At 48.8% G+C, this 26,518-nt stretch carries 23 protein-coding genes; 8 read left to right on the forward strand and 15 right to left on the reverse strand.

From position 1 onward, the window contains the following. Window positions 1–222 precede the first annotated feature (222 nt). Window positions 223–1,026, forward strand: coding sequence for a GTP pyrophosphokinase (locus tag ACQ4MX_RS11575; protein WP_431090685.1), 804 nt, complete (start codon window positions 223–225; stop codon window positions 1,024–1,026). Window positions 1,027–1,227: 201 nt separating this feature from the next. Here the strand turns inward: ACQ4MX_RS11575 and thrS are convergent, their stop codons facing one another. After that, window positions 1,228–3,141, reverse strand: coding sequence for a threonine--tRNA ligase (gene thrS, locus ACQ4MX_RS11580; RefSeq protein ID WP_431090687.1), 1,914 nt, complete (start codon window positions 3,139–3,141; stop codon window positions 1,228–1,230). Between the two features lie 514 nt (window positions 3,142–3,655). Here thrS and ACQ4MX_RS11585 point away from each other — a divergent pair. The 3 genes from ACQ4MX_RS11585 to fabG all read left to right on the forward strand — a co-directional run bounded on the left by ACQ4MX_RS11585 (window position 3,656) and on the right by fabG (window position 6,002). Then, window positions 3,656–4,210 (forward strand): TetR/AcrR family transcriptional regulator, encoded by a 555-nt coding sequence (locus tag ACQ4MX_RS11585; protein WP_431090689.1) that lies wholly within the window; start codon window positions 3,656–3,658, stop codon window positions 4,208–4,210. 12 nt (window positions 4,211–4,222) lie between these two features. After that, window positions 4,223–4,651, forward strand: a complete 429-nt coding sequence (locus ACQ4MX_RS11590; protein ID WP_431090691.1) for a DUF3995 domain-containing protein — start codon at window positions 4,223–4,225, stop codon at window positions 4,649–4,651. 586 nt (window positions 4,652–5,237) lie between these two features. Further along, a complete protein-coding gene (gene fabG / locus ACQ4MX_RS11595) occupies window positions 5,238–6,002 on the forward strand; it encodes a 3-oxoacyl-ACP reductase FabG (protein ID WP_431090692.1) in 765 nt (254 codons plus the stop codon). A 260-nt stretch (window positions 6,003–6,262) separates the two neighbouring features. On the opposite strand, the gene ACQ4MX_RS11600 is transcribed toward fabG, so the two are convergent. Next, on the reverse strand, window positions 6,263–7,414 hold the full coding sequence (locus ACQ4MX_RS11600; RefSeq protein WP_431090694.1) for a glycosyltransferase family 2 protein: 1,152 nt from the start codon (window positions 7,412–7,414) through the stop codon (window positions 6,263–6,265). 180 nt (window positions 7,415–7,594) lie between these two features. Continuing rightward, complete coding sequence (locus ACQ4MX_RS11605; RefSeq protein ID WP_431090696.1) at window positions 7,595–8,017, reverse strand: MarR family winged helix-turn-helix transcriptional regulator; 423 nt, start codon at window positions 8,015–8,017, stop codon at window positions 7,595–7,597. Between the two features lie 164 nt (window positions 8,018–8,181). Here ACQ4MX_RS11605 and ACQ4MX_RS11610 point away from each other — a divergent pair, with 164 nt between their 5' ends. Both ACQ4MX_RS11610 and ACQ4MX_RS11615 read left to right on the forward strand, forming a co-directional pair. Then, window positions 8,182–9,651 carry an MFS transporter gene (locus tag ACQ4MX_RS11610; protein WP_431090698.1) on the forward strand — a complete coding sequence of 490 codons (1,470 nt, stop codon included), beginning with the start codon at window positions 8,182–8,184 and terminating at the stop codon, window positions 9,649–9,651. 132 nt (window positions 9,652–9,783) lie between these two features. After that, window positions 9,784–10,284: an NAD(+) diphosphatase gene (locus tag ACQ4MX_RS11615; RefSeq protein ID WP_431090700.1), complete on the forward strand. Its 501-nt coding sequence runs from the start codon at window positions 9,784–9,786 to the stop codon at window positions 10,282–10,284. Window positions 10,285–10,334: 50 nt separating this feature from the next. Here the strand turns inward: ACQ4MX_RS11615 and ACQ4MX_RS11620 are convergent, their stop codons facing one another. From ACQ4MX_RS11620 to ACQ4MX_RS11660, 9 genes are all read right to left on the reverse strand, one after another. Then, complete coding sequence (locus ACQ4MX_RS11620; RefSeq protein ID WP_431090702.1) at window positions 10,335–11,411, reverse strand: Gfo/Idh/MocA family protein; 1,077 nt, start codon at window positions 11,409–11,411, stop codon at window positions 10,335–10,337. Window positions 11,412–11,640: 229 nt separating this feature from the next. Then, on the reverse strand, window positions 11,641–12,054 hold the full coding sequence (locus ACQ4MX_RS11625; protein WP_431090704.1) for a DUF350 domain-containing protein: 414 nt from the start codon (window positions 12,052–12,054) through the stop codon (window positions 11,641–11,643). A 72-nt stretch (window positions 12,055–12,126) separates the two neighbouring features. Then, entirely contained in the window at window positions 12,127–13,524 is a 1,398-nt protein-coding gene (locus ACQ4MX_RS11630; protein WP_431091310.1) for a glutathionylspermidine synthase family protein, read from the reverse strand. 1 nt (window position 13,525) lies between these two features. Next, window positions 13,526–13,855, reverse strand: coding sequence for a hypothetical protein (locus ACQ4MX_RS11635; protein ID WP_431090705.1), 330 nt, complete (start codon window positions 13,853–13,855; stop codon window positions 13,526–13,528). Continuing rightward, on the reverse strand, window positions 13,855–14,262 hold the full coding sequence (locus ACQ4MX_RS11640) for a hypothetical protein (RefSeq protein ID WP_431090707.1): 408 nt from the start codon (window positions 14,260–14,262) through the stop codon (window positions 13,855–13,857). Before ACQ4MX_RS11640 ends, ACQ4MX_RS11635 begins: the two co-directional genes overlap by 1 nt. A 246-nt stretch (window positions 14,263–14,508) precedes the next feature. Next, entirely contained in the window at window positions 14,509–15,420 is a 912-nt protein-coding gene (locus ACQ4MX_RS11645) for a M15 family metallopeptidase (protein WP_431090708.1), read from the reverse strand. A gap of 148 nt (window positions 15,421–15,568) precedes the next feature. Further along, window positions 15,569–16,285, reverse strand: a complete 717-nt coding sequence (locus ACQ4MX_RS11650; RefSeq protein ID WP_431090710.1) for a phosphoribosylglycinamide synthetase — start codon at window positions 16,283–16,285, stop codon at window positions 15,569–15,571. Window positions 16,286–16,305: 20 nt separating this feature from the next. After that, window positions 16,306–19,431 carry a DEAD/DEAH box helicase gene (locus ACQ4MX_RS11655; protein WP_431090712.1) on the reverse strand — a complete coding sequence of 1,042 codons (3,126 nt, stop codon included), beginning with the start codon at window positions 19,429–19,431 and terminating at the stop codon, window positions 16,306–16,308. Window positions 19,432–19,575: 144 nt separating this feature from the next. After that, a complete protein-coding gene (locus ACQ4MX_RS11660) occupies window positions 19,576–20,526 on the reverse strand; it encodes a helix-turn-helix transcriptional regulator (protein ID WP_431090713.1) in 951 nt (316 codons plus the stop codon). Between the two features lie 104 nt (window positions 20,527–20,630). Here ACQ4MX_RS11660 and ACQ4MX_RS11665 point away from each other — a divergent pair, with 104 nt between their 5' ends. After that, window positions 20,631–21,173, forward strand: a complete 543-nt coding sequence (locus ACQ4MX_RS11665; RefSeq protein ID WP_431091311.1) for a dihydrofolate reductase family protein — start codon at window positions 20,631–20,633, stop codon at window positions 21,171–21,173. Window positions 21,174–21,255: 82 nt separating this feature from the next. On the opposite strand, the gene ACQ4MX_RS11670 is transcribed toward ACQ4MX_RS11665, so the two are convergent. The 3 genes from ACQ4MX_RS11670 to ACQ4MX_RS11680 form a co-directional block, all read right to left on the reverse strand. Beyond that, window positions 21,256–22,554 (reverse strand): ABC transporter substrate-binding protein, encoded by a 1,299-nt coding sequence (locus ACQ4MX_RS11670; protein WP_431090715.1) that lies wholly within the window; start codon window positions 22,552–22,554, stop codon window positions 21,256–21,258. A gap of 222 nt (window positions 22,555–22,776) precedes the next feature. Next, window positions 22,777–23,613, reverse strand: a complete 837-nt coding sequence (locus tag ACQ4MX_RS11675; RefSeq protein ID WP_431090716.1) for a carbohydrate ABC transporter permease — start codon at window positions 23,611–23,613, stop codon at window positions 22,777–22,779. Beyond that, window positions 23,614–24,495: a carbohydrate ABC transporter permease gene (locus ACQ4MX_RS11680; RefSeq protein WP_431090718.1), complete on the reverse strand. Its 882-nt coding sequence runs from the start codon at window positions 24,493–24,495 to the stop codon at window positions 23,614–23,616. 207 nt (window positions 24,496–24,702) lie between these two features. Between ACQ4MX_RS11680 and ACQ4MX_RS11685 the strand changes: the two genes are divergently transcribed. Next, entirely contained in the window at window positions 24,703–26,517 is a 1,815-nt protein-coding gene (locus ACQ4MX_RS11685) for a sensor histidine kinase (protein ID WP_431090720.1), read from the forward strand. Window position 26,518: the final 1 nt, after the last annotated feature.

Below are 26,518 nucleotides of genomic sequence, written 5' to 3' on the forward strand. Positions count from 1 at the left end.
CTAACAGAGCTTCATGTAATTTTTTAAAAATGCTTCGAATCAACATTTCAGCAATTATACATCGGTTTACTCGGTTTTACAATATGAATTGTTATCCTTTTTTTCTTCCCTCCGCCTCTTCTCCTTTGCCTGTAGGTTTTGACATAGTGTACAATATATACGGTAGTGCATATTTACGAAATAGATCGAGGACATCGTAAGCCTCACTTAGGAGAATGGCCTGTGAATGAACCGGATTGGAAGCACTTGAATGCTGTCCCTTTGCCCTTACAGGAATTTCAGCTACAGCTGGAGCAGAACGGAGTTAACGCCAAGCAACTGGAGGAATGGAGAAAAATCCCTGTCCTTTATCAGCTGGCTCTGGAGGAATTAAAGAACAAAATCAAGCTGATTCAGACCGAATGGAAGCTGTTGGACGGCTTTAGCCCGATTGAGCATATCAAGACCCGAATCAAAGAGCCTCACAGCATCGTGGAAAAGGTTCGGCGCAAAGGGTATGAAGTCACTCTGGACAATATATTGCGTGAAATTCATGATATCGCGGGAATGCGGGTCGTGTGTGCTTTTGTTAAAGATATTTACCGCCTGATGGATCATCTGCGTACACGGGAAGACATCCGTATTCTGGAGGTCAAGGACTATATTGACCAATCCAAGCCCAACGGCTATCAGAGCCTTCATGTCATTGTAGAAGTTCCCCTGATTCTGTTTGAAGGTACGCGCTGGATCAAGGTTGAAATTCAGCTTCGCACGCTGGCTATGGATTTCTGGGCCAGTATGGAGCATATTTTGTACTATAAGTTTGATAAGAAAGTGCCTGAGCATGTCGTTAACGGATTATCCGAGGCTGCGCGTGCAACCTATGAACTGGATCAGAAAATGCTAAAACTGCGCGGCGAAATCTTGTCGCTCAGCGAGGAACAGGAGCAAGAAGAATCCCCCGAGCAGCCAACTGCTGCGGAATCCTCTTCGAAGACACTCTCCCTCGCCACGGATCACACCGAATCCCGGCCACAGACCTGCTAGACATTGGTATATATGATCCTTGAACATTGGGCTGAGGCGTCAACAGCCTCGATTCAGCTTCAGCATTGCTAATTATGCATTATGAGGATTTTACAAAATCCTGATTATTAAATAAAGAGCGCTCAAAACCACTTTTATCGTGGCTTGAGCGCTCTTTTGCTCTATATTTTTTTGTCTTGCTCTATTTCTTTTATTCAGAGCTTACTGCTTCTCACGAATCTCTGTGCTGATTTTCTCAACGATGTCCGCAATACTGAGTGATCCCAGATCGCCTTCGCCCCGTTTACGAACCGCTACAGTACCGGATGTTTTTTCATTTTCCCCGATAACGAACATATATGGAACCTTCTCCAATTGCGCCTCGCGGATTTTATAACCAAGCTTCTCATTACGAGTATCCACTTCGACGCGCAGGCCCGCTTTCAGCAATGCATCCTGTATCTCATTGGCAGTCTCGATATAGTTCTCGGATACAGGCAGCAGCTTCGCATGTACAGGGGCCAGCCACAATGGGAATGCACCTGTAAAATGCTCAGTCAGGATGCCCATGAAGCGGTCAATCGAACCGTAGATGGCACGGTGAATGACGACTGGACGGTGCTTCTGGTTGTCCTCGCCCACATAAGTAAGGTCGAATTTCTCAGGCATTTGGAAGTCCAATTGGATCGTTCCGCACTGCCAGCTACGTTTGAGTGCATCGAGAATGTGGAAGTCAATTTTCGGACCGTAAAACGCTCCATCTCCCGCATTAATACGGTAGTTGATGCCCAGATGATTCAGCACGTTTTGCAGAGCTTGTTCCGCTTGATCCCACAACGCTGGCTCGCCCATAAAGTCATCCGGACGTGTGGACAGCTCCACTGTAAAATCAAAGCCAAACACACTATACATTTCGTTAATCAGCTTGATTACATCTGTAATTTCTTGCTCAATCTGACTTGGAGTAACGAAAATGTGCGCATCATCCTGACAGAATGTACGAACACGCATCATACCGTTCAACGCACCGGACAGCTCATGGCGATGCACTTGTCCAAATTCGGAAATCCGAATCGGCAGATCGCGGTAAGAATGAAGCTCATTTTTAAACACGAGCATATGCCCCGGGCAGTTCATCGGTTTCAGAGCAAATGTAGTTTCATCGACTTCGGAGAAGTACATGTTTTCCTTGTAATGCTCATAGTGTCCTGATTGCTCCCACAGACGATTGTTCATCATCAGCGGTGTGCGTACTTCCTCATAGCCATGCAGGCGTTGAATTTCGCGCGAGTAATCTTCCAGTGCAGTACGGACAACCATACCTTTAGGCAGGTAGAACGGCATACCCGGTGCTTCCTCGGAGAACATGAACAGCTCCAGCTCTTTACCCAGCTTGCGATGGTCGCGTTTTTTCGCTTCTTCCAGCAAGTGCAGATGCTCATCCAGCTGTGCTTTTTTCGGGAATGCAGTTCCGTAGATACGTTGCAGCATCTTGTTGTTGGAATCGCCTCTCCAGTATGCACCTGCTACACTCAGCAGTTTAAAAGCTTTAATGCGGCCTGTAGATGGCAAATGCGGCCCGCGACAAAGGTCAAAAAATTCGCCCTGATCGTAGATCGTGATTTCCGCATCCTCTGGCAAATCGCGAATCAGTTCCAGTTTCAACGGATCTTCCAGCTCTCCGAAAATACGAGTTGCTTCCTCACGGCTAACGACACGGCGTGTAATCGGCAGATTTTCCTGTGCAATCTTCGCCATTTCCTTCTCAATCTTAGCCAGATCATCAACGGACAACGGGTTTTCGATATCAATGTCATAGTAGAAGCCGCTGTCAATGACCGGGCCAATACCAAGCTTCACGTTTTTCTCGCCATAAATGCGTTTGAGGGCTTGTGCCAGCAAATGCGCTGTGCTGTGACGATAAATTTCCAGACCGTCCGCACCGTCCAGCGTAATAATTTCAAGGTCGCTGTCCTGATCCAAAACGGTGTTCAGATCCACAGCCTTCCCATTCACTTTACCTGCGACTGCGTTCTTTTTCAGCCCGGAGCTGATCGAACCTGCCACGTCTGCGATCGTTACGCCCTGCTCGTACTCGCGTACGGCTCCATCCGGTAATTTCACTTGAATACTCACGATTAAAGCCTCCATTCAAATTGTAGGTTGCATGCTATATATCAAAATTGAACGCAAAAAAACGCCTCTCTCCCTCAAGGGACGAGTGCGTTCAGCTCGTGGTTCCACCCTAGTTCGGCCCGCTCCTGTACGTACATTCATGTTCATTAAAACATGCTCATGCACGACATGCGTGACCCTCCATTGGTATCCGTTAACGGGGATAAATCGGTAGGCGCTTACTGATGTCACTGTCACATTGCACAGCTACATGTTCAACGTTACGGCTACAAAGGGGTAACTTCACATGCGGTTGCCGGAAAAGCTCTCAGCCTCGTCTTTTCTCTCTGAACGGCCCTTCAAGGAAATCATGTCTTTGGTCAATGCCTTGAATATCACTATATGCTACAGCATTATAGATCAAATCCGCAGGTATTTCAAGTGGGCGTTTATGTACATCTATTTACATCACCCGAAAAGCTCTGTAATATAATATCCATCTAGACGATACCGTACAGAAAAAAAGGAGGGAAAGATGCCTAAAATTATTGTCACAGAAGAGCAATGGATTCAGGAAGGAATCAAACGGTTTGAACAGGGCGGCATTGAGCAACTCGTTATTGAAAAAATGGCCATTTCCTTAGGATGCAGCAAAAGCAGTTTTTATTGGTATTTTAGCAATCGCAGCAGCTATATTAGACAGATTGTTGAGACGTGGAAGGAACAGACAACACAAGAGGTGATTGCAGCGTCCATCATCCATGCTACCGCAGATGAGCGGATCAGAGACTTGCTGACCCAGATGTTCGGGACGACGAAACGGGGAGACTTCCTGTTTTATCTACGGAAACTGTCTTTGAGGGATGACATGTATCGCTCCATTCTGGATGAAGTGGAACAGGTGAGAATGGAGTTTATGAAGCAGTTATTAATACAAAAGGGTATGCAGCCAGAGAAAGCCTCTCAGAGATCAGGGATGTTGTACCATTATTACTTAGGGTGGTATGAGCGGCACAAACAAGAGACGTTCAATGACGAAACGGTTCAGCAACATGTTCACATGATTTGGACGGAGTGGACTTCAATTTAAGGAGGATGTCACATGTTGGAGTTACTTACATGGGCAGTTGGCGGAATTCTTTTGGTATTGAGCGGCATGCATGTATATTGGGTATTCGGTGGAAAAATAGGCATTAAGGCAGCGATTCCAAGCTCAGGAACGGATAGGCTCTTTGAGCCCTCCAAAATAGGTACAGCGATTGTAGCCATTTTATTAGCTTTAGCCGCTTGGTTCGTCTTGGAACTAGGGGGAGTTACACAATTCCTGCTTTTCAACTCCTTCTATTCCTACGGAGCAGGCTTGTTGTCGTGTTTATTTATTTTACGTTCTATAGGAGATTTCAAATGGGTGGGGTTCTTCAAGAGAAGGAAAGGAACCGTTTTTGCAAAATGGGACAGTGTGCTCTATTCCCCCCTTTGTTTCCTTTTGGGATCATCTATTTTAATCATTATGTTCCTGCGTACGGAGTAACCACGGTTTGTAATAATAATGTATCTGTAACTACACTCGCAGAAGCTTATATGTCGTTATCTTCGGACAGGGGTTCGACTCCCCTCGCCTCCATATGTAGTATTAGTGAAAGACACCTTAAATGGTGTCTTTTTTCATATCGGCGAACTATACAGGAAGAGAAAATATGTTGCTACGTAGCTTCAGGACGTTCTGTTAATGATTATTAAGGAAGTTCACTGACTTTCTATCATATATTTAATTTGTTCAATAATAAACGCCAGAATTTTGCAATTGAAATTAGGTATATTTTCCATGTGATTTTGAATAGATTATGAGTGATGCAGATAGTCGTTGGATCCATTCGATACAATGTCTGTGCTTGCTGTCCCTGTTGTTACAAGCTTATGGTCATGACCTCCCTTTCAGATTCAATTATTTTCTCTAAACGTATTTAGATACCTATAGGTTAAAAATTATTTTCATGCTCCTAAGTAAGAAGCAACGATGTAACATATCCTATTGTGTTTTCGTCTATATTCTTATAACAAGAAATTAACTACACAAGATTATCTGTGGGAAAAATTTATAAAAGGAGGAAACGGGATTGTTGGAAAAAAACTTTGCAAACAAATCTGTTATTGTAACCGGATCTAGCAAGGGGATTGGGAAAGGAATTGCCAAAGTGTTTGCCGAAAAGGGCGCAAAAGTAGCTGTTGTTGCACGTAATTTGGAAGAGGCCGAGAAATGCGCTGAAGAGCTCAGAATGTTAGGAGGAAAGGTGTTAGCAGTCAGAGGTGATGTGACAGATCGTACTTCTATGGATAAGATGGCTCATTATGTAGCAGAAGAGTTTGATGGAATTGATGTGTTATGTGCAAACTCGGGAATCGGTCCAATGGCTACAATTGAAGAAATGACTGCCGAAGAATGGGATCAAGTGATGAATACAAACGTGCGTGGAGCTCTATTTTCTATACAAGCTTGTCTGCCGTTCTTAAAAAAGGCGGAATATGGAAGAGTGGTACTGACATCTTCAATTACAGGGCCGGTGACAGGATTCGCAGGATGGTCGCACTATGGTGCCAGCAAAGCAGCACAACTTGGTTTTATTCGCAGTGCAGCACTTGAGTTAGCTTCGTCTGGGATTACGATTAATGCAATAATGCCTGGCAATACGATGACTGAGCAGCTAAAGACGCAAACTAAATATATCGAAACTATGCTTCCGGCGATCCCGCTCAAACGCTTTGGGACTCCTGAAGAGATGGGACATGCAGCCGCATTTTTAGCTTCCAAAGAGGCGGGCTTCATTACGGGACAAACAATTATTATCGACGGAGGACAGAGTTTACCTGAATCTACCTTCTGAGAATTGTGAACATTGGCTCATGCATGCAAGAAACCCCATAATGTAGGGAAGTCTATTACATTTTTAAACTACCTCTCCAAACAATCTCACCATCACACACCGTCGAATTGTGGATTTGCCGCGCTACGGTTCGCCTCCATTGATCAAATCCACAATCGAGTGAGATTGTGGATTTTTTATTTTCTGAATTACCTTGTACCCTTATGGAGGCTTCATCTTCCAAGCAGCTGATCCGTACATAACAACGAAAAGGAGCAATGCTACTCTACCAGCTTTTCAGACTTCAGCAGCATTTCTCGTAACACATGAGCGACTCGGCTTTTTCGGTTCTCTGCTTTCTTTTTTATCCATCGTAATGATTTTTTATACGCATGGGTATGGTTTGGATGAACGAACTGCTTGGCTGCCATTCGCAATGTTCTCCTCAACAACAGTGCTGACGAACGTGTTTGCTTGGATCGGCTTCCCCTGCGCAGTACCCGCAGCGTATTTTTGTAAGCCTCCAAATCCTGGGATGGAGGTACAAGGGCGAATAAATTTAGCGAGGAGTCATTGAATCCATAGGTTTCAAACATGATTTTCAGATTTTCCGTATTTAAAATGTTTCCTCTGAGGTGGGTTGGATGCTCCTGGTGATATCCGACTACCTCTTTGATGCAATAAAAAGGGATTTTCAATCGATGCAGTCTGTAGCCAAGGTCCCAGTCTTCGAGTCCATAAAGTACAAACCGTTCATTGAAACCTCCAATACGAGTCAAATGGCTGCGTCTGATGGATACACAACGAGTAACTAGTAACATCCAGGGAGCTACATCCGTTTTGGCAAATTGCTTTTTGACATTGGGGGGAACTCTTGAGGGGATAATAACTTTTGACAATGCATCCGTTTGATGAAGGATATCTTCTGGCGTTATTAACGGAATAATTTCATTCGCTGCTTCAAAATCCGCACTCCATAAGTTGGATTGTGTAAGTGCATTACGACATTGTTCTTTTTCCTCTGGGGAAAAGTCAGGGTAATAATGGGTATAAGCATTATCCCACGAGTGAGGAAAGCCTGAAAGCACGGCTTGGGGATATTTGCGGTGATAACGGCTCACAACTCTAATGAATTCAGGTAACAACAAAAAATCAGCATCGCAGAAGATGATATATAGCCCTTTCGCATGGCGCAGCCCCAAATTTCTAATGGCAGATCGACCACGCTGTTCCTGATGGAATACATATTGAAGTGCATAGGTTGCCTGGAAGCCCTCGACCATTTCCTTTGTCCCGTCCGTAGAACCGTCATCAGCTACAATCACTTCGAATAAATGCTTCGGATACGTTTGTGTTTCAAATGAAGCGAGCGTGAGTAACAACTGCTTGGCTCGATTATAGGTTGGAATGATGATACTGTAGCGGATTGCCAATGTAATCCCCCCGACCATTTTTTTAGAAAACCCTTAAATAACATGAATGATAACAATATATTCAATGGCTTTAGCGTGGTCTGGTCAAACACCCTCTAAGATTCGAAACAGGCTTGATCTTATTGGAGATGTATTTTTAAGCCGTACGGGGGGAACGGCCCATGATCTCACTGTATACCTTTATTCACCAGGGTCTATACTAATCTTTTGCAGTAGGGCAATAAGCAGGTCTTCTTCCTCATCAGATAAATTATGGACGAGATCGGCATTGAACTCATCCAGGATTCCTTGCAGGGTAGGATAAAATTCTAATGCCGTGGCCGTTGGGAACAAAAGATGGGAGCGTCGATCATTCGGATCCGTTTCTCGCTCAATGTAACCCGATTCCTCCAATTGTTTCACAGAACGCGCAGTGGTTGCTTTGTCAAATTTGAGTTCATTTGTCAACTGTTCCTGTGTAATGCCTGGACGCCGCAAAATAAGTTTTAAAAAGCTGTGTTGGCCCCCGCTCCCGATCCCATAAGGAGCCAGTTTTTTGGACAGTATTTTTTGATTTCGCCGGTACAGGTTGGAAATCAGTTTTCCAATCGATTTTTTTCTCATTAAATACACCTCAGTGGCTTAAAAATGGCAAATCTTCAGGTGGGACCAAGGCAAATTTTACAACAATATTGTTGCGTGCGCAACTAATTTGCTGTACACTAGAACCGTCATTTAGTTGCGTGTGCAACTAAATAGTAATGGTCAACGATGAAGAGGTGCTAATCATGAGTTCAACCGCTACAGCTGCCGCAACGTATCAGGAAAATACCGAAATCCAGAAGAAACGTTGGATGATTTTGATTGTATTGAATCTGTTTACGTTTATGTCCACGCTGGATGGAAGCATCGTTAATATTGCTCTCCCGGTGTTATCCCGTACGTTAAATTTACCCGTAGCACAGATTGAATGGGTTACAACTGCCTATTTGATGGCTATATGTACAGCCATTTTATTTTTTGGCAAGCTTGGAGATATGGTCGGCAAAATTAAAATATTCAAGATCGGCACGATCGTGTTCATCCTTGGCTCACTGCTGTGCGGTCTTAGTCATTCGTTGCCCATGCTGCTGATCTCCCGAATTATTCAGGCACTCGGAGCATCCATGACTATGGCCAACAGCCAAGGGATCGTCACGGATATCTTCCCTTCGACTGAACGGGGCAAAGCACTCGGCCTAATCGGAACCTTCGTTTCCCTCGGTAGTATCGCGGGACCCAGCTTGGGCGGCATTATCGTCTCTTCACTGGGCTGGCAATATATCTTCTGGGTCAATGTACCGATTGGTCTGGTGGCCGTTTTTCTCGGCTGGAAGCTGCTCCCAAAGGATCTGATCAAGGTGAAAGACAAGATCGACGTTCCCGGCAGTCTGGTGTTTGCGGTTTTTATCCTCGCTTTGTTCGCCGGATTGCTGCTGGGACAGCAGGTCGGATATGGAGACAGCCGCATCATTGCTCTGCTTGTGATTGCCGTGATTGCTTTTGCGGTATTCCTTTGGGTGGAAATTCGCCGTCCACAGCCATTGTTGCAGCTCGCTTTATTCAAGAATCCGTTGTTCTCGCTCAGTATTCTGTGCGCTTTTCTCGTATTCGCCGCTAACTTCTGCTTTAATATCATTTCGCCTTTCTATGCGCAGAATATGCTGAACCTGTCGCCTTTTTATGCCGGGTTCCTGCTGATGCTGTTTCCAATCTCCATGGTTATCGTTGCTCCTCTCAGCGGTGCGCTTTCAGATAAAATCGGGTCTGAACTGCTCACCTTTGCCGGGCTGGTGGTCATGGTAGTCGCCCAGATTGGCTTGGCTCGTCTCCATGCAGGCAGTCCCGTTCCGTTCGTGGGTCTGTGGATCGCTATGTTGGGTATTGGCAGTGGTTTATTCCAATCGCCGAACAACTCGCTGATCATGTCCAAGGTGCCCCGTACGCAGCTCGGCTCAGCCGGAAGCGTCAATTCACTGGTCCGTAATGTCGGTATGGTGGTAGGAATTACCTTAGCCACGTCGATCCTCTTTTATACCATGAGTAAAGAGGCCGGTTATCGGGTCACCGGATTGGTTCCGGATCACCCGGAAATTTTTCTGGCAGGGATGCATGTGGTCTTTATGACTTCCGCGTCCATCTGTCTGGTGGCGGCACTGCTAACAGGCTGGCGGCTGATCGGGTCCAGACGGGCAAAGGTACAGGAGGAAAAGAAATAACGGATGTCAGAAGAACGAAAACTCTCATAGACAGAACGGTTATGGTGGAATTAAGATGATAAGTATTCCGTACGAACATGGAATAACAAGCAACATTTACAAATTAAAAATGGAATATAAGGTGGCGCTTAGATGAAGTATTGCTATGAATGTGGAACAAAACTAATGGTGAAGGAGTGTGAAGGCGAAGGCCCTATTCCCTATTGCAATACATGTCAGGTCTTTCGGTTCCCGATATTCAGCACTGCAATTAGCACCGCTGTAATCAATCGGCAGAGAGATAAAGTGTTGCTCATACAGCAGTACAATATCAAGGATTTTATTTTGCTGGCTGGTTATGTGAACAAGGGCGAATCCGCCGAGCAGACATTGGTGCGCGAGGTTATGGAAGAAGTGGGCTTGCATGTGGATGAATATAAATATATGCGCAGCGGGTATTTTGACCGAACCCATACACTGATGCTGAATTTTGTATCCATTGTGAACGATGATAAGCTGGATGTTCTCAGCGCAGAGGTGGATCAAGCACGTTGGTTTACGCTGGATGAAGCCAAGCAGGTTATTTTGAAAAACAGCTTGGCTGAAACCTTCCTGCTGAACATTATTCAAAAGATTGAGGCCGGATTCATTTGAAGTTATTATAAGGAGCTCATAAGCTTGCTCACACTCCTTTTCGTATTGCCTTACACTTCTACAAGACGTCCGTTCTCTTTCCAGGATTGCAGTATTTTTTCGAGGACCCACTGGTTTTTGTAGCCGTCCTCGAACAATGGGGCACGATCCACGGACTCTCCTCTTGTCAGCTTAACAAAGTCTCCATAGGCCGTATGATCATAGATAGCAGGGACAGCCCAATTCTCGTATTCGGCATCTGGGTGCTCCAGATCTCGCAGCACAATACGGACATTTTCCCGGTTGTTGAGACTGGCATGCAGCGCACCGAGTTCGCCATAGATATCAACTTCGATATCGTGGCGTTTGCCAATGGCATTTTTGTGGGTAATGAACGTGCCGACGGTATTATCGCCTACGATTCCATGGAAAGCAGCGAAGTCTTCCACATCCACTTTTACAGGCAGACCTGTGACCGGATCAGGCCGCTCGGGTGTAATCGTATGTAGCAGTGCCGCGACGCTTTTAAATTCACCCACCAGAAAACGGGCCAGGTCAATAATATGCGAGGCTGTATCGCCCACGACTCCAGAGCCTGCCTTGGCTAAATTATGGCGCCATGTATACGGATGCTGACGGTAAGGAGAGAAGCTATCCATCAGATAACGGAATTGAATGTTGTAGATTTTGCCCAGCTTTTGTTCATCCAGCAGTTGCTTGGTATATTGGAAGGCCGCGCCGTAGCGATGCTTGTAGTGAACCAGAAAAGGCACCGGATTCGCTGTATACAGCTTGTTCAACTGATCCGCTTCCTCCCAATTGAGGGTCAACGGTTTTTCTGCCAATACAGCTTTGTGCTCTTCGAGCGCAATACGAATAATGTCAAAATGCACATCATTGGGTGTCAGTGACAGAATCGCATCTACTTCAGGGTCTCGGATTAGCGCTTCATAATGGGGGTATTGCTTGGAAGCAGGCAGCTCCAATTGCTCACCGATCAGGTAAAGACGATTTTCATCCACATCACTAACGGCGACAATGGAAACCCCCGAGATGGTTTGTAGTGATCTAATGTGATATTCAGCGATACGACCAAGACCGATGACACCCATACGAATTGGTTTGGTTGGGGAGATGGAGGTATTCATGTGTTCAGGCTTCCCTTCTCTTCAAATTGTTTAATATCTGCAGCAAATTCCTTTTTGCTATGCAGTATCACCCGTAGCTTTGCAGAATAGTCCCCGCAAAAGCGATTGTCGTAATCTTCAATTCAACAGACTGATGGCGGACAGTGAATTGTGTTTTCCCATACAAAAAAGGATCTGCATCTCCGTTGTCCGGTTTTGCAGATCCTTTGTATACCTTTTCTATATCGAGCTACATTAAAAATGTACCTACGACAAAAGCCACCCCGACGATGATCGAGCGCAGCAGTTGCGCCAGAGCCACATTGCCTTTGGCAATTTCCTCACATACCTTGGTACGCGGTGTCACCAGATCAAAAATAGTATACACCAGACACAGCACCACAATGCCCACAGCCGACCAAATCAGCATATCGAGCCATGAATGACTGCTGTAGGACACCATCCCCACAATAATACACAGACCTAGCAGCTTTGCCCCCATATAGATGCCTGCCGCCTCATTGCCGCGTGCAATTTCTTGATTATCGTTATAACGTGTCAGCAAGCTGAACACAAAATACCCTACGATTAAGATGGCAAACAGGATAAGCAGGCCGATGCCTACATTGCCCAATGCGTTGCCCAAGCTAATATGTGAGTCCAATCTTCTTCCTCCTTATGGATATTTATCAATGTGAATAGATATGTTCGAATAACTGTTAATCACGTGAAAAAGCTAAGAGCCAGCGAGCGGATTAGGAGATGCGGCGGGAACGGCGGCGGCGCAATAATAGGCCATATCGCCAGTCACCTTTTCCCCAATTCGGGGCAGAATGCCCGCAAAACGTCCGCCAATCACGAATACGCCTGTCAGCACGTAGCCGCGATACAGTCCTTCTTCGGTCTGCACCTCCGCGTCCTGCATCGGCCATAGCTGCTGATAAATCTTGGGCTGAGCTTCGTAATAGGCGGCAATACGTGCGGCCTCCTCCTGCTCTGGAGCTTCTTCAACCTCTACTATGACTCTGGCATCCGCCATTTCCACTTCGGTTTTGATATGCTCGATCAGGTGCGTCCCTTTGCCCTCCCGTCCCCATATGCCCTTGGCTACATAAGGCTCTCCTGTCTGCATAAACACCGATGGTTCAAAATACGTGGGCAGCAGGTAGGTTCGTATGATCTCCAGCTCCCGGTCGTCGAACAGACGGAACCCGCAGAACTCGGGCGTCTGCTCATTGCGCTCATACAGTGACCATATGGTAGCGGTGAATCCCTTGCTCTGGGTAATGATATGCTGCGGCGGATTGATCAGTCCTATTTTCCCGTCCGCCACCATATCCATCAGCGCCTGCCCCACCTCCAGCCCTGTATCGTCCTCACGGTCTTCAATCAGATATTCCAGTGGATACAGGCGATAGAGAATGTGTATCTGCTCTCCCCGATGGTACAATCCTTCGTGCGGTACAATCTCCAATTCTTCCAAAGGCGCATATGCCACTTCAAACCCGGCTTGTTCACACATACGCATAATGTATTTCGTGTTCGTCTGATCCTCGATATGCCAGTCATAGCAGGTGAAATAGACCTTCATCCCTAATCCTTTGCCGCTATAAAAATGAATCAAATCCGTCATCGCGGACTGGATCGCCTCATCCATACCAGTCGACGGTCCATATAGCACAGCAGTATCGTCCCCGGATGCTTTCAATCCTCTCAACAGCTCCAGCAGCTTTCCTTCGAGGTAGGCCACCTCGGGAATTCCAGTGGGGGTATCGGTGTTGTTCTCAATACACTTGATACCTGCTTCACTCACAATCCAGTCCTGACGGGTAATACCGTCCGGCGCAGCCTCCATACGCGCAGCACGCAGCAGACCCGGATGAATACCCAGCCGTTCCACCAGATACTCATCCGGCATATAACGCTGGACGAATTGCTGAACCTTGCGATAAATGCTATGTACCGCCTCAGATGCATTCTGAAGCTCTGCCAGCTCTGTTTCCTGATAAAGCGTTAGCGCAGGCAGGCAATAGGGTTTGCCATACATGCGATGGTACGGAATCCTGTGACTGATTTCACCTTTAAAAAGCTCGTCATGCTCATAAGGCAGTTGCTGAATGGTACGCATATTCATCTTAGCCACCGGAATAAGATCCGCTACGCGAGCCGCTGCTGCCAAAACCGCTGTACGAGCTGGAGGACTTGTTCTTGCGGTAAGAGCTGGAAGAATGGTTGCTGTTATAGGAGGATGTTCCATAATAATAAGTCGAGCCGCCATAGGAATAACCGCTGCTGCCAGAATCCCGGCACGCTGTCTGCTCCGATACGGGAAGCTCATCGCAGTCATAATACTCATCGTCACCGCAACCCGTCAGAGCGGCTGGTACAGCCAGCATCAGGGCAAAGGCCGCCATCCGTGTACGAGAGCCGGGTCTGGATTTCATTTGCTCCCAAGAGTGCTCCATCACAGGTCAACCTCCTTCACAAACAGATGCACCTTTTTCAGCTGCGCGTCCAGTACCGAATAAATAAACTCATACGTTTTACCGCCCAGCACCGTATAATGGTCGAGCAAGCGTTGAGCCAGCTCCAGGGTAAATACCGAGCCTTCCCGTTGTTCCATCCTGCGAAACGCAGGTTCATGCCATTCCCAGTAAAACGCGCTAAACGAGGAAGTATAGCCACCCTCACCTGCCAGCACGAGGTCCGTGATCGACGCACCGTAAGGCTTCGCACCTTCTCCTGTAAACTCGGTCACATACACGGAATGTTCTGTATGATCCTCGCTCTCATTCGAGATATGCGCCCACAATCTGCCGTCGAGCCTTGTGGCATCTACAAGCTTGCGCAGAAACAGCTCATCTCCCGACACGGATTCCCGTATCAGGCTACGCAGTTCCTTTTGACTGTCTTCCGACCATTCGCGATACGTTAATGAATAATAAATGATGATTCCCTTCCCTTCCTGTACGCTTCTGTGATGAGGCTGTTTGCGTTACGAATCAAAGCGCTGCTGTCGTCGTTCACTATACGAGATTCTATCGTGAAAAGGTTCATTTTGGAAGAAAAACACACCAAAAAGCCGCAATCCCCGGGATTACGGCTTTGTTCTCAGCTACTACAGCTTGATATTCTTCTCATCAAAATATTCCTCCAGCGTCATCCCCTGCTTTGCTACATCCTCCGCGAGGTCTGTTCCCACATAGCGAATATGCCAAGGCTCGTATACATAGCCGGTCACATCTTCCTTGTCCTTCATATAACGAATAATAAATCCGTATTCCGGCGCATGCTGCTCCAGCCACTCGCCTTCCTTGGAGGCTCCGAAGGATTGCTCCAGCACATTGCCTACGCTTGGACTGGACACATCAATCGCCAATCCTGTCTGGTGCTCGCTTGTACCCGGTACAGCACTGACTTTAGAGGCGTATTCCTGCCCCTTTGTCTTCACATTGTTGTTAAAAATGGAAACCTGACGCTTATAGGAACGGTATCCCGATACAGCACGCAGCTCAATGCCGTCCTTCTTCGCACCGTCGAACAGCTTCTCCAGCGCTTCTGCTGCTTCCTTACGCATATGCCGCTTCTCATGTGGACCTTCGAAGGAAAAAGGCACCTTCGGCTCCACCAGATCATCCGGGGCATAGCCTACAGGCAAGCTGCGCTTTTTGTTCACCACGACTGTATCAGACGTCGCGTTAGTGACGATGGCCGTACCGCCATCTTCCTCCACCGTGGCTTGCAACGCACTCTCGCTTCGCAGCGCCATCACGGGATCTGCCTGTTCGCTTCCTGTACCCGCCGGGGCTTGTCCAGTACCCGATTCAGTGCTACTATTGCTCGCATTCGACTGGGTAGCAGGCTGCACGCTCTCCTGCGTCGTCGGGGATGATTTCAGCGGCTGGCTTTCCTGTCCGCCCGAACCTCCCTGTTGGCAGGCCGCCAACAACAGCCCCGGCAGAATCAGTCCCGGGATAAGCGCCTTGGTCCAGTGCTGAGAGGTTCGTTTCTGTTGCATATGTTGTTTCATACGGGTATCTCCTCCAATATTACATTTGATGCATGGCTTGCTATAGTTTTCGTTCCCCTATTGTAACTGAATTTTCGACACTCTTCGAAGCTGTATCCGGTTCGACGAAGCTGAATAGGCGCGAAAAAGAAAGGATAGCCCCTAATTATTACGGAGTATGACGTTTTTGCGGAATTGTGGCCCGGGCGCGTTCAGCTACACGCTCACGTATGAGCTTCAGCGCCTCTTTTGCACGGGGCAGTCCCGGCAGCAATGCCGTAATATCCGCTTCATTCACTGGAGCAGGCTTCTGCGGCAGGCGAATCTCAATGGCATGAAAGCCCGCGCCTGGACGGTGCAATGCTCCTTCGGCGGCAGATTCAGCAATCCATTCGCTGATCGCCACCGATCCGCTACGTGCGCCCTCTGACCGCGAGGTCGGCTCAAGCGCGGGAGATGCCCCCTGCACATGGGACAGTTCACCTGCCCAAGCGCTGAATACGAATTCCAGCAGCGCTTCGCGCTTCATGCCGATCAGCTCCAGACCGAGTAGCGGATCGCTTTCCACCCCGGCCTGAAGAGCCTTCCTGGCTTCTTCGGCGGCACCAACGCCGTCCTCCAGGCTGGATGTAGCCGTATCGGCTGCTGCCTGAACGACTTCATCCAGCGAGGGGCAGGCTTCCCCCTGCATAAAACGGTAAATGTCCCAAGGCTCCGCCTTTAGCTGCTCCAGCCACGCCGTTCGCTGTTCCGGGCTCAATACAGGCACGGAGCCAGTCCATCGGACAGCCTGAGCAGTCGCCGAATCGTTTTCCGTTCCGTACCCCTCTACATCCGCCTCCCATTGACCGTCAGTTACCCGTAGCTTCACACTCGGCCTTGTCATTGTCTTCATCCTTTCTGTGCTTACTCAATCCATATATCATTTTGCAGTGCAATCAGACCGCGCAATTCATCGTCAGACATTTCCGTCAGCCAATGCTCACCAGAGCCGACAACCTGCTCGGAAAGCGCCTTTTTGCTCTCGATCAGCTCGTCAATCCGTTCCTCCAGCGTACCTTGGCAAATCAGTTTATGCACCTGCACGTTGCGGCTTTGACCAATGCGGAATACTCGGTCCGTCGCCTGATTTTCCACCGCAGGATTCCACCAGCGGTCATAGTGAATAACATGACTGGCACGCGTCAGATTCAAGCCGACGCCGCCTGCCCGCAAGGAAAGCACAAATATATTCGGCCCTTCCCCCTGCTGGAAATTGTGGACGATTTCGTCCCGTCTGGTTTTCGCCAGCCCCCCATGCAGGAAATACGGTTCTTCCCCGAAAATCCGGGCCAGCCGTGCTACCAGCAGCTCTCCCATAGACACATATTGGGTGAAAATCAGAGCGGATTCTCCATTCTCCCGAATAGTTTCCACCAGCTCCAGCAGCCGTTCCATTTTCCCCGAATTTTCGGTTTTTCCTGTGTCAGCGCGGCCCGGAATGATCAGACCCGGATGGTCACAAATTTGCTTCAGCTTGGTCAGCGAAGACAGGACAAGCCCCTTGCGGGCGATACCGATCTGCCCGTCTAGTGTCCCCATGAGTTGATCCACCACGCCGCGATACAATCCAGCCTGCTCCGGTGTCAGCACACAATACGATTTCAGTTCCAGCTTCTCCGGCAAATCCTTGCGTATATCCGGGTCGCTTTTGAGTCGACGCAGCATGAACGGCGAGACGAGACGATACAGCTCGCGGAGCGCGGCCCCTCTTTCCTCTCCCGCCATACTGTAGCGCTGGCGGAACGAAGAAGAAGTGCCGAGATAACCCGGATTCAAAAATTGAAAAATGGACCACAGCTCACTCAGCCGATTCTCCACCGGAGTGCCCGTCATGGCAATCCGATGCGGTGCCGACAGCTTCATCACACTCTGAGCCTGCTTTGTCCGTGCATTTTTAATATATTGCGCCTCATCCAGCACGATAGAGGACCAATAGACCGCAGATAAATCACTGCCGTCCCGGCCCGCCAAATGGTAGGTCGTGAGGACGATATCATATTCGCGGACGCTTTCTTGAAATACCTCCCCGTGAAGTCGCTGGTTGCCGTGATGAATATAAAGTGACAAATCCGGCGAAAAACGCTTCAACTCCCGCTGCCAGTTACCAAGCAGCGAGGTCGGACAGACGATCAGCGCTGGACGCTGATCCGCGGCCCCGATGCCGCCATCGAGCAGGCAGGTAATCACCTGAATTGTTTTACCGAGCCCCATGTCGTCTGCAAGGCAGACGCCGAAGCCCAGCCCGCGCATGGCAGCCAGCCATTGGAAGCCGCGCTCCTGATAAGGACGTAATGCGCCATGCAGCGTCTTCGGTACAGGGCGCGGCTCCACAGAACGAAGCACGCCGCCCTCAACCAGAGAGGCCAGCAACCCGGCGGATTCCGCACCGAAGATGGACAGGCCCTTCCATGAGGCCTCGCCTGCACCTTCATTTTCCGCGGCCAGATGCATCCACTCGGACAAGGTCATTTCCCCGTCTTCGCCGCGCTTGATAAAACGCAGCACCTGACGTATTTCCTTCGGATCGACCTCAATCCATTCGCCTCCCAAACGTACATACGGCAAATTGGCCGCGACGATGCTTTCCAATTCCTCCACCGTCAAGGTCGTATCGCCCAGAACAGCCTCGGCATCAAAGGAAATCATACGGTTAATGCCAACCGTCGATGTGTCGGCAATCAAGCCTTCCGGCGGTGCGCCGCGCTCCGCCGAACGCATTTTGAGCCGCAGGCCTGCGCGGCGGCGGCCCTCCCGGCTCCAGCGTGAAGGCATTTGCACGGTGGTGCCGTTCTTTTGCAGAGCGGGCACGGCTTCCGTCAGGAAGCGAAAAAACAGCTCTGGCTCCAGCGTGAGGCCCTCGGGATAAGGGCGATTTAACGCTTCTTGCAGTATCGGCGCCGCTTCGGCCGCCTGTCCAAGCAGCAGCAGCAGTTGTGCCTGCACTTGGCGATACACGATGGTTCCACGCACCAGATCGCGCTCGGGATGCGCCCACAGCGCCAAAGCAGGCAGTCGCAACCCCGGCTCGGCATCGCTTTCGGCCCAAAAGGTAATACGCCATTCCTTCACATTCTCTTCCAGTGAAGGCTCCAGACGAAGACACAGACGAACCTGCCCTTCGATCGGCTCCTGATCCTTCCGTTCCGTGACTGGCATTGCGCTTCCTTCGAGAGAGGCCGCCTGGAGGACCAGCTCCTCCATCTCGGCAGGCGTTCCCTGTATCGCAACCGGACGGGAACCTGTTAGCAGACTGTTCCACCACAGTTCTGCCAGCGGCGATCTCCCGCGCCGATACTCTGCGCGATATCTGCTCAGCTCACGGTCTGAGGCTGCCAGTACCGCAGTCGTTTCCGCATGGATGACCGCACACAGGAAGGAATAGAGCACGATCCCCGCTGCGTCCTCCCGTGTTTCCGGCTCCTTGCCCGCGAAGACGGCGGGAGCCGCCATGCAGACGGCAGGCATCGCCGAAGCCAGCTCATGAAAGCGGCGAACGTCCTCTTCCAGACGCAGCCGGGGAATCCACACCCCAACCGCCGCCTCCGGGCCACGACGGCGCGGTCCCGATGGACGCGCCTCTGTAAGCGATGGCGCAATTTCGCCTCGCTGCATCAGTTCCAGCGCAAAATAAGCGGCTTTTTGCCAATATTGCATTTCCTCTCCCAGCGTAATGCCCGACGCGGCACAGCCCTTCTCGTCCATACGGGTCAGCAGGGCCAGCGTTTCGCGCGGTTCCAGCGCCAAGCCCTCCAGCGTGCGCCCCAGCATGGAGCGTCTTTTGCCTCCTCTGCCTGCGACTTCCACACGAGCGGTGTTCGGTATCCGCACCTCAGCAAGACGCAACGCAGCCTGCCGAAACGGCCGAAGGTCTCCCTTCAGCGTCAGCCTGCGGACCACACTGCTCCACGCATCAATACGTGGTTCCGACGTCTCACCAGAAAAGCAAAAAAACACATCTCCGAGCCATATTCCATAAAGCGGTTGATTCATATCTGTCTCCCGTCCAGCCTTTTGAATTATTACTCTTCATCATATACGAAAATGGGCTCTTTTCAAAACTTTATCGCAAAAATAAATGGAAACTCATAAGTTAATAACCTTAAATATTCATGTGATTAACTATACAAAAGAGACTCAATCTATAGGATCAAGTCTTTTTTCTTCATCATCTGCTTGAGCATCCTTCAGATAAGGATTTAGGCTATCTTGAAGCAGTTGCTTGACTCGCATACGCAGCTCTTCCGGATATATGACCTCGGCCTCTGGCCCATACTTTAGCAGGAGTCTGGATACATATTTAAATTCTTCGAACGGAATATATCCCTGCCATTCCAGATGGGAGACATTCTGGAAGAGGGGATCTGATTCCGCCAGCCGGGCACCAAACGCGGTAAACTTTATTTTTGACGGAATTCCCGTACGAGAATCATCCGAAGCCATCCATTCCCGAAGTGTGGGAAGGCTGGGTAAGGTTTGTTCCAGCATGGTCATTGCGATTACCCGATCTGAACGGTACAGGATAATCCGGTCTTTGCTATGCGCTGGCATGTACCAATATCCGTGATCAAAATATAGCCCAACCGGATATACTTCAGTCCACTTTTCCCCGGAAGCGGAGCGGTAATGCATCTTCACCTGTCGCTTATTCAACGCAGCCTCCAAAATGAGCGAGGTGTAGGGCGACTCTGCGTGAGTAGGCATCATGCGAAAAGAGATATAGTCCTTCAATTGATCAATGCTATCCTGCACATCCTGTGGAAGCTCGGCATAATATTGCTCGGATACATGCCCACGAACCGATCCAAAAGGAATATCCGGAATGTCTTCCAGCAGTTGCAGCATGAGAAAAAGACCGAGGGCCTCGTCGCGGGCAAGATGAAGAGGCGGAAGAAGTCGATTGGGAAGCGCCCGGTACCCGCCATGAGGGCCAGTTTCGGTATAAAGGGGTAACCCAGTCTGCTGCAAATAGTCGAGATCTCTTTGTATCGTCCTGACGGAAACGTCAAAACGCTCGGCAAGCTCACGTGCCGTATATTTTTTTCGGGAATCCAGTATCCTCATAAGGGCAATTCGGCGTTCGTTCATCAGGGACTCCTTTTATTAAAAATTCAATCGGGTACGCAATTTAACTACGACATGATATGTCATAAATACATTGTAACATAGGAGATAGAAAGGAGTGATGAATGATGAAGGATACAAAGCCTCGCAACAAAGTCGTGCTGTATATTGCCATGAGTCTCGACGGGTATATAGCGCTGCCGGATGGCTCGGTGGACTGGCTATTTGATGTCAAAGGGGATGGCGGGGACAATGGATATGCCGACTTTTACGACACCGTAGGCACGGTGCTGATGGGCAGGTTAACGTATGAGGAGGTATTGAAGCTTTCAGATGATTTCCTTTATGCAAGCAAGCCGTGTTATGTACTCACCCGGTCATTAACGAAGCATCAGCAAGCACCGCATGTTACGTTTACAGACGAAGCTCTGTCTGAGCTTGTTCCGCATCTACAAGAACAATCGGAAGGTGCAGTATGGCTAGTGGGTGGAGGCCAGTTAGTTCAGGCCTTCATGCGAGAGGGACTGCTGGAGGAGGCTATCATTGCGGTCATTCCCAAGGTGCTCGGACAAGGAATACCATTATTTCCGGAAGGAACACCGCCAAGTACGTTTGAACTCAAAGAAATAGAACGTCGCGGGGATATCGTTATGCTTCATTATCATATATAACTCTGTTTACAGAAAAGCCTTCATATTTCAGGATCATGCAATCTCCCTGAAATATGAAGGCTTTATCGCGTGCTTTTGTTCATTATTTGGTCTTCAAATTATCCCACGTGCTCTGGAAATCCTCCAACAGCTTCCCGGCATCTGATTTACCCGCCACATAGGCTTGCATCTGACTGCCGAATTCCTGCTGCGCTCCTTCAGGATAGCGGCTAAAGAACCAGCCCAGCAGCTTGTTTTCCTGACTGTATTTCACCACTTCGGCACCCAATTGGCCCATATCGGCCTCTGACCCTTTGATGCTCTTGAACGCCGGAATGAATTTGAATTCCTTGGTAATATATTTTTTACCCTGCTCGGATGTCACCATCCAGTTTAAAAACTCCTTCGCCTCGGCTTTGACAGATGAATTTTTGTTAACTACCCAGTTGTTGGCGACTCCTACAAACAGCTTATCTCCGGCTGCGGCGTCTTCACCAATCGGCATAGGCAGAATACCCAGATTCAGCTTTGGATTAATCCCGTCAATTTGTACCTGGGTCCAGTTCCCTTGCTGCATCATGGCTGCCTTGCCAGTAGCAAAATTCGTTACCTGAGTATTGTAATCAGTCGTCAGCGGCTTGGAACTGCCATACTTGAGCGTCAGATCGAACAGCTTGATCCACTCGGCGAATACAGCGTTGCCCGGGATTTTCGCTGTTCCATCATTCAGCCCTTTCACGAAAACTGAAGGGTCCGGTTGATTGGCAAATGCCACGTTCAGCAAATGATTCCCCAGCACCCAAAACTCCTGATATCCATTAGAAAAAGGGGTAATGCCTGCGGCTTGGAGCTTTTGGGCAGCCCCTTCCAGCTCGGACAGCGTTTTGGGTGTCTCGGTAATGCCCGCTTTCTTGAATAAATCCTTGTTATAAATAAAGCCGTAGCCCTCCAGATTCATCGGCTGACCGTACAGCTTGCCGTCCTTGCTCATGGGCTCCTTGGCGACATCGACCACGTCACCGACCCAAGGCTGGTCAGACAGGTCCTCCAAATACTCCAGCCACGTATCCAGCTCCCGGTAGCCTCCTACGTTAAAAATATCCGGTTGCTCCCCGGAGGCAAACTTCGCCTTCAAGGCAGCCCCATAGTCGCTACCTCCGCCCACTGTCTGAATATCGAGCTTGATTCCCGGATGGGACGCTTCATATTCCGCCTTCATGCGATTGAGTGCTTCTGCAATTTCCACTTTGAACTGAAAAATATGAATCGTCTTTTCCTTGGCTTCCTCTTTTCCTGCACTTTGTTCACCGCCGCTACTGTTACAACCTGCCAGAACAAGTGCAAAAGCAGCGAGAAGCAGAATCAGAGCTTGGGCTTTTCTTTTAAAAGTATGCGTTTTCATTTTCATGTTCCCTTCTATATTAAATTTCAAATAAGATGAACTCGAAAAATTCATATGGAAACGGAGCAAACGGAATGGTGCTGAACAAGCGATAGCGCTCGCCTTTGTCTCTAGATTCCCACCTTTATTCGTTTATTCAGGGGAATCTGGAGGCAACAGCGATGGTAAGCACCATCCGTTTACGGAGTGGCACACCGTGTGCATTTTCAGTTCATCCCACACTCAGCCCTTGACTGAGCCAGCCATAATACCTTGAATAATATATTTTTGCATGGCCAGAAAGAATACGATCACTGGCAAGATGCCTAGTACCAGTGCAGGCAATGCCAAATCCCACTGCTTGGTGTATTGCCCGAAAAAGGCATAGGTCGCAATTGGAATCGTTCGCAGCTCCGCCTTTTGCAGCACAAGAGAAGGCAGCAGATAGTCATTCCAAATCCAGAGCGTATTCAAAATAATAACCGTTACCATCATCGGCAGCATCAACGGATATACAATGCGGAAAAACACACCGTAAGGCGTACAGCCGTCTACCGTAGCCGCCTCCTCCACCTCAACCGGTACGCCTTTAACAAACCCGTGAAAGAGAAAGATGGACATAGGCGCCCCGAATCCCAAATAACAGATAACCAGACCACCGATGCTGTTCATTAAACCCAGTGTACTGACCACCTTGACCAAAGGAATCATCACGGATTGAAAAGGAATGACCATGGCAGCTACGAACAGGGTGAACAACACCCGGTTATAACGCGTCGGATGCCGGACCATCCGGTAAGCAGCCATCGAGCTGATCAGTGCGAGCGACAGATTACTGACCACCGTAACCACGAGTGAATTCCATAAGGCCTCGGGAAAACGCGTGATGCTCCATGCTCTGGCATAGTTACTCCATACAAACGTTTGCGGCCAGGCCGCCGAATCGGTGAGCAGATCACCAAAGCTTTTGACCGAATTGACGAATAAAAAATAAAACGGAACGAGGAATACCAAAGCGACGAGAATCATGACCAGCTCGGTCACCCATGTTCCGGCACGGTAACGCTTGCTCGTTTCCATTTACGCCTCCACCTCCCGGCTTTTCGTCAAACGCACCTGAAGGCTCGTAACAAGCGCAACAATGATAAAGAATATGAGTGCTTTGGCCGTTCCCAGCCCATAACGATTATTCACAAAGGCTTCGTTGTAAATATTAAGTGCGACCGACTCCGTGGAACCGAAGGGGCCCCCTTTGGTCAGTGACAAATTGAGATCGAACATTTTGAATGACCATGATATCGCCAGGAAAAGACATACCGTAACGGCAGGCATGATCAAAGGAAGAATAATCGACCGCAATATTTGCATCCGGCTCGCTCCGTCAATTTCGGCTGCCTCCAGCATATCCCGTGGCACATTGGTCAGGGAAGAAATGTAAATGACCATCAAATATCCGGCGGTTTGCCAGATAAATACGATCACTATACCCCAGAAAGCCGTGATCTCATCTCCCAGCCAGGGCAGATTGAAGAAGGACAAGCTCGTACTCTCTCCGATCGCTGCAAATCCTTTGACGAAAATAAACTGCCAGATAAATCCCAGCAACAGCCCTCCAATCACATTGGGCATAAAAAAAATAGTCCTCAGCACATTTTTTGTTTTCAGCGGCTTGGTTAAAAAATACGCCAGCAGAAAACCAATCATATTTGCAGCCACCACTCCAATCACCGTAAAACGGACCGTAAACCAGAACGCTGTCCTAAACTTGTCATCATCCAGTAAAATGTGACTGAAATTATCCAATCCGACCCACTTCGCCTGGTTAGCAACTCCATTCCACTCAGTAAAAGAATAGTACATTCCCAGCATGAAAGGGATTACAATAATGATAACGAAAAATAACGTCGACGGCCCTACGAAAATCCATTGCTGGAGCCATTGCGACGATTTGGCACGGTTCAAGCCGATCCCCCCTTTGTTGTCTGTTAGTGTCTGGAGCGCTCCTTACGGCTTCCTCATCAAGCAGCATGGACGCTTTGACCATACGATTTGCGGTTCACATGTTCATTATGTCGAATAAGCGCTCTGGAGAACACGCAAGATCGTGAACCATTCAGGGGGAAAATATTGACCTCCTGCTTGCCTTGAATCGTGAAAGGAGCTATCCGCATGAAATTCCATAGCATTCGTTCCCGCTTGATCTGGTTTTTGCTCATTGCGGTCACCCTGCCGCTGCTGCTGTCGATGACCATGACCTTCATTCTTACCAAGCAATCCTTGCGAGAGCAGGCCACACAAGAAAATGAACGGCTTATTTTTCAGGGAATTACGAATCTGGATAACTATTTACAGGGATTGAACCGCGCGTCCATTGGAGTCTATAATGATCCTCATTTCCTGCGCAACCTGGCTAAAATTCCGGATGATTACCGGGCCGTCGCCGAAATTTACACCACGCTGCAAACGATGATGAATGCTTCGTCAGGCATCGACCAGGTGTATTTGCACTCTTTTGAGGCCAGGCAATCTACGCTGATTACCAGCACGGTCCCTCTACGGGAATTCCGGCTCGCCCCCTTTCCCGGCTCTATTCATTACGGTTCTTCCGGATTGTTCATCCAGCCTTCACATACGGAGCATTTGTACGGCTTTTCGGCGGTTTCCTATGCGGAGCACGACACACAGCGGCAGGTATTTACACTCCATCGGGCGATTCGGAACATTCCTTCCTCAGAGACGCTTGGGGTACTTGCTATGGATGTTCGTTTGGAGCCGCTGCGCAGCATTTGCCGTCAATTGTACGATGCAGATACAGAGGAGCTGTTTCTGGTCGACCGGAACGGAACGATCATATATAGTGGACAGGAAGAGGCGATTGGAACACACTGGAAGGAATCCGGCCTACTTAATCGAATTTCTAAAGAAGGCGAGCACGGTGTTATTGAAGACGATACGGCATTGCAGGTGTACGGCAAGCTGGATGCCAGCCTGTCAGGCTGGACGCTCGTTAAGAAAATTCCTAATCGCACGCTTTATTTACGAGCCACCCGCCTGACCCAGATCAATGCAGTCATTACAGGCGCTGCATTGCTGCTCGTCATTGTCGCCACCTTGTGGATTTCCATCAAAATCACAGAGCCCATCAAGCGACTGACCCGCTACATAAACCAGATTCAGTCCGGTCAACTGGATGTAGACATCCGGGCCATGAGCAATGATGAGATCGGAGTGCTGTCACGCCGTTTCAGACAGATGATGGATACCATCAACAACCTCATTTTACGGGAATACAAGCTCGAACTGGCGAACAAGACACATCAACTGAAAGCGCTTCAAGCACAGATTAATCCTCATTTTTTATACAATACGCTACAATCTATCGGAACGCTGGCTCTACAGCATGAGGTGCCGCGAATCTATTCTCTGCTCTCTTCCCTTGCCAAAATGCTGCGCTATAACATGCGGGATCATACAGTCGTTACACTCAAGGAAGAAGCCGAGCACGTAAAGCAATATCTCGATTTGCAAAAAGAACGCTTTGGCGAGCAATTAGAGGTTACTTACCAGTGGGATGATGGGGTCCTGGATGATCAAGTGCCCAAAATGATTCTCCAGCCATTAGTGGAAAATTACTTTAAACACGGTGCTGATCCGCGGCTGGGACATGGTGAGATTCGAATTGCAGGCTGCCGGATTCGGGAAGGAATCGTGAAGATAACAGTGGAAAATAACGGAACTTCCATTCCGCAGGCTGAGTTGGAGCAGCTCCAGCATATGCTGAAACGTCCACTGAAAACCTGTGAGGAACCGAACACTGGCGAGTCGGATTCCATCGGACTCCGTAATGTGCTGCTGCGCATCCAGCTTCACTCCGAGGATGGCTCTAATACCCTGTATGTAGACAATATTCTGCCTCATGGCGTTCGTTATACTCTCGAAATTCGTACCGAAGCTCATACCGAAATTCATATTAAGGGAGAGTGAC

The organism is Paenibacillus sp. 8b26, from assembly GCF_050626875.1.
Taxonomy (GTDB): domain Bacteria; phylum Bacillota; class Bacilli; order Paenibacillales; family Paenibacillaceae; genus Paenibacillus.

Bases quoted from the DNA above. Each gene is read 5' to 3' on its own strand.
- ACQ4MX_RS11590 (WP_431090691.1), top strand. From the start codon at position 4,223: ATGTTGGAGTTACTTACATGGGCAGTTGGCGGAATTCTTTTGGTATTG.
- ACQ4MX_RS11615 (WP_431090700.1), top strand. From the start codon at position 9,784: ATGAAGTATTGCTATGAATGTGGAACAAAACTAATGGTGAAGGAGTGT.
- ACQ4MX_RS11635 (WP_431090705.1), bottom strand. From the start codon at position 13,855: ATGGAGCACTCTTGGGAGCAAATGAAATCCAGACCCGGCTCTCGTACA.
- ACQ4MX_RS11675 (WP_431090716.1), bottom strand. From the start codon at position 23,613: ATGGAAACGAGCAAGCGTTACCGTGCCGGAACATGGGTGACCGAGCTG.
- ACQ4MX_RS11630 (WP_431091310.1), bottom strand. From the start codon at position 13,524: ATGAATATGCGTACCATTCAGCAACTGCCTTATGAGCATGACGAGCTT.
- ACQ4MX_RS11620 (WP_431090702.1), bottom strand. From the start codon at position 11,411: ATGAATACCTCCATCTCCCCAACCAAACCAATTCGTATGGGTGTCATC.
- ACQ4MX_RS11610 (WP_431090698.1), top strand. From the start codon at position 8,182: ATGAGTTCAACCGCTACAGCTGCCGCAACGTATCAGGAAAATACCGAA.
- ACQ4MX_RS11655 (WP_431090712.1), bottom strand. From the start codon at position 19,431: ATGAATCAACCGCTTTATGGAATATGGCTCGGAGATGTGTTTTTTTGC.
- ACQ4MX_RS11645 (WP_431090708.1), bottom strand. From the start codon at position 15,420: ATGAAACAACATATGCAACAGAAACGAACCTCTCAGCACTGGACCAAG.
- ACQ4MX_RS11605 (WP_431090696.1), bottom strand. From the start codon at position 8,017: ATGAGAAAAAAATCGATTGGAAAACTGATTTCCAACCTGTACCGGCGA.
- ACQ4MX_RS11660 (WP_431090713.1), bottom strand. From the start codon at position 20,526: ATGAACGAACGCCGAATTGCCCTTATGAGGATACTGGATTCCCGAAAA.
- ACQ4MX_RS11665 (WP_431091311.1), top strand. From the start codon at position 20,631: ATGAAGGATACAAAGCCTCGCAACAAAGTCGTGCTGTATATTGCCATG.
- ACQ4MX_RS11670 (WP_431090715.1), bottom strand. From the start codon at position 22,554: ATGAAAACGCATACTTTTAAAAGAAAAGCCCAAGCTCTGATTCTGCTT.
- ACQ4MX_RS11685 (WP_431090720.1), top strand. From the start codon at position 24,703: ATGAAATTCCATAGCATTCGTTCCCGCTTGATCTGGTTTTTGCTCATT.
- ACQ4MX_RS11585 (WP_431090689.1), top strand. From the start codon at position 3,656: ATGCCTAAAATTATTGTCACAGAAGAGCAATGGATTCAGGAAGGAATC.
- ACQ4MX_RS11650 (WP_431090710.1), bottom strand. From the start codon at position 16,285: ATGACAAGGCCGAGTGTGAAGCTACGGGTAACTGACGGTCAATGGGAG.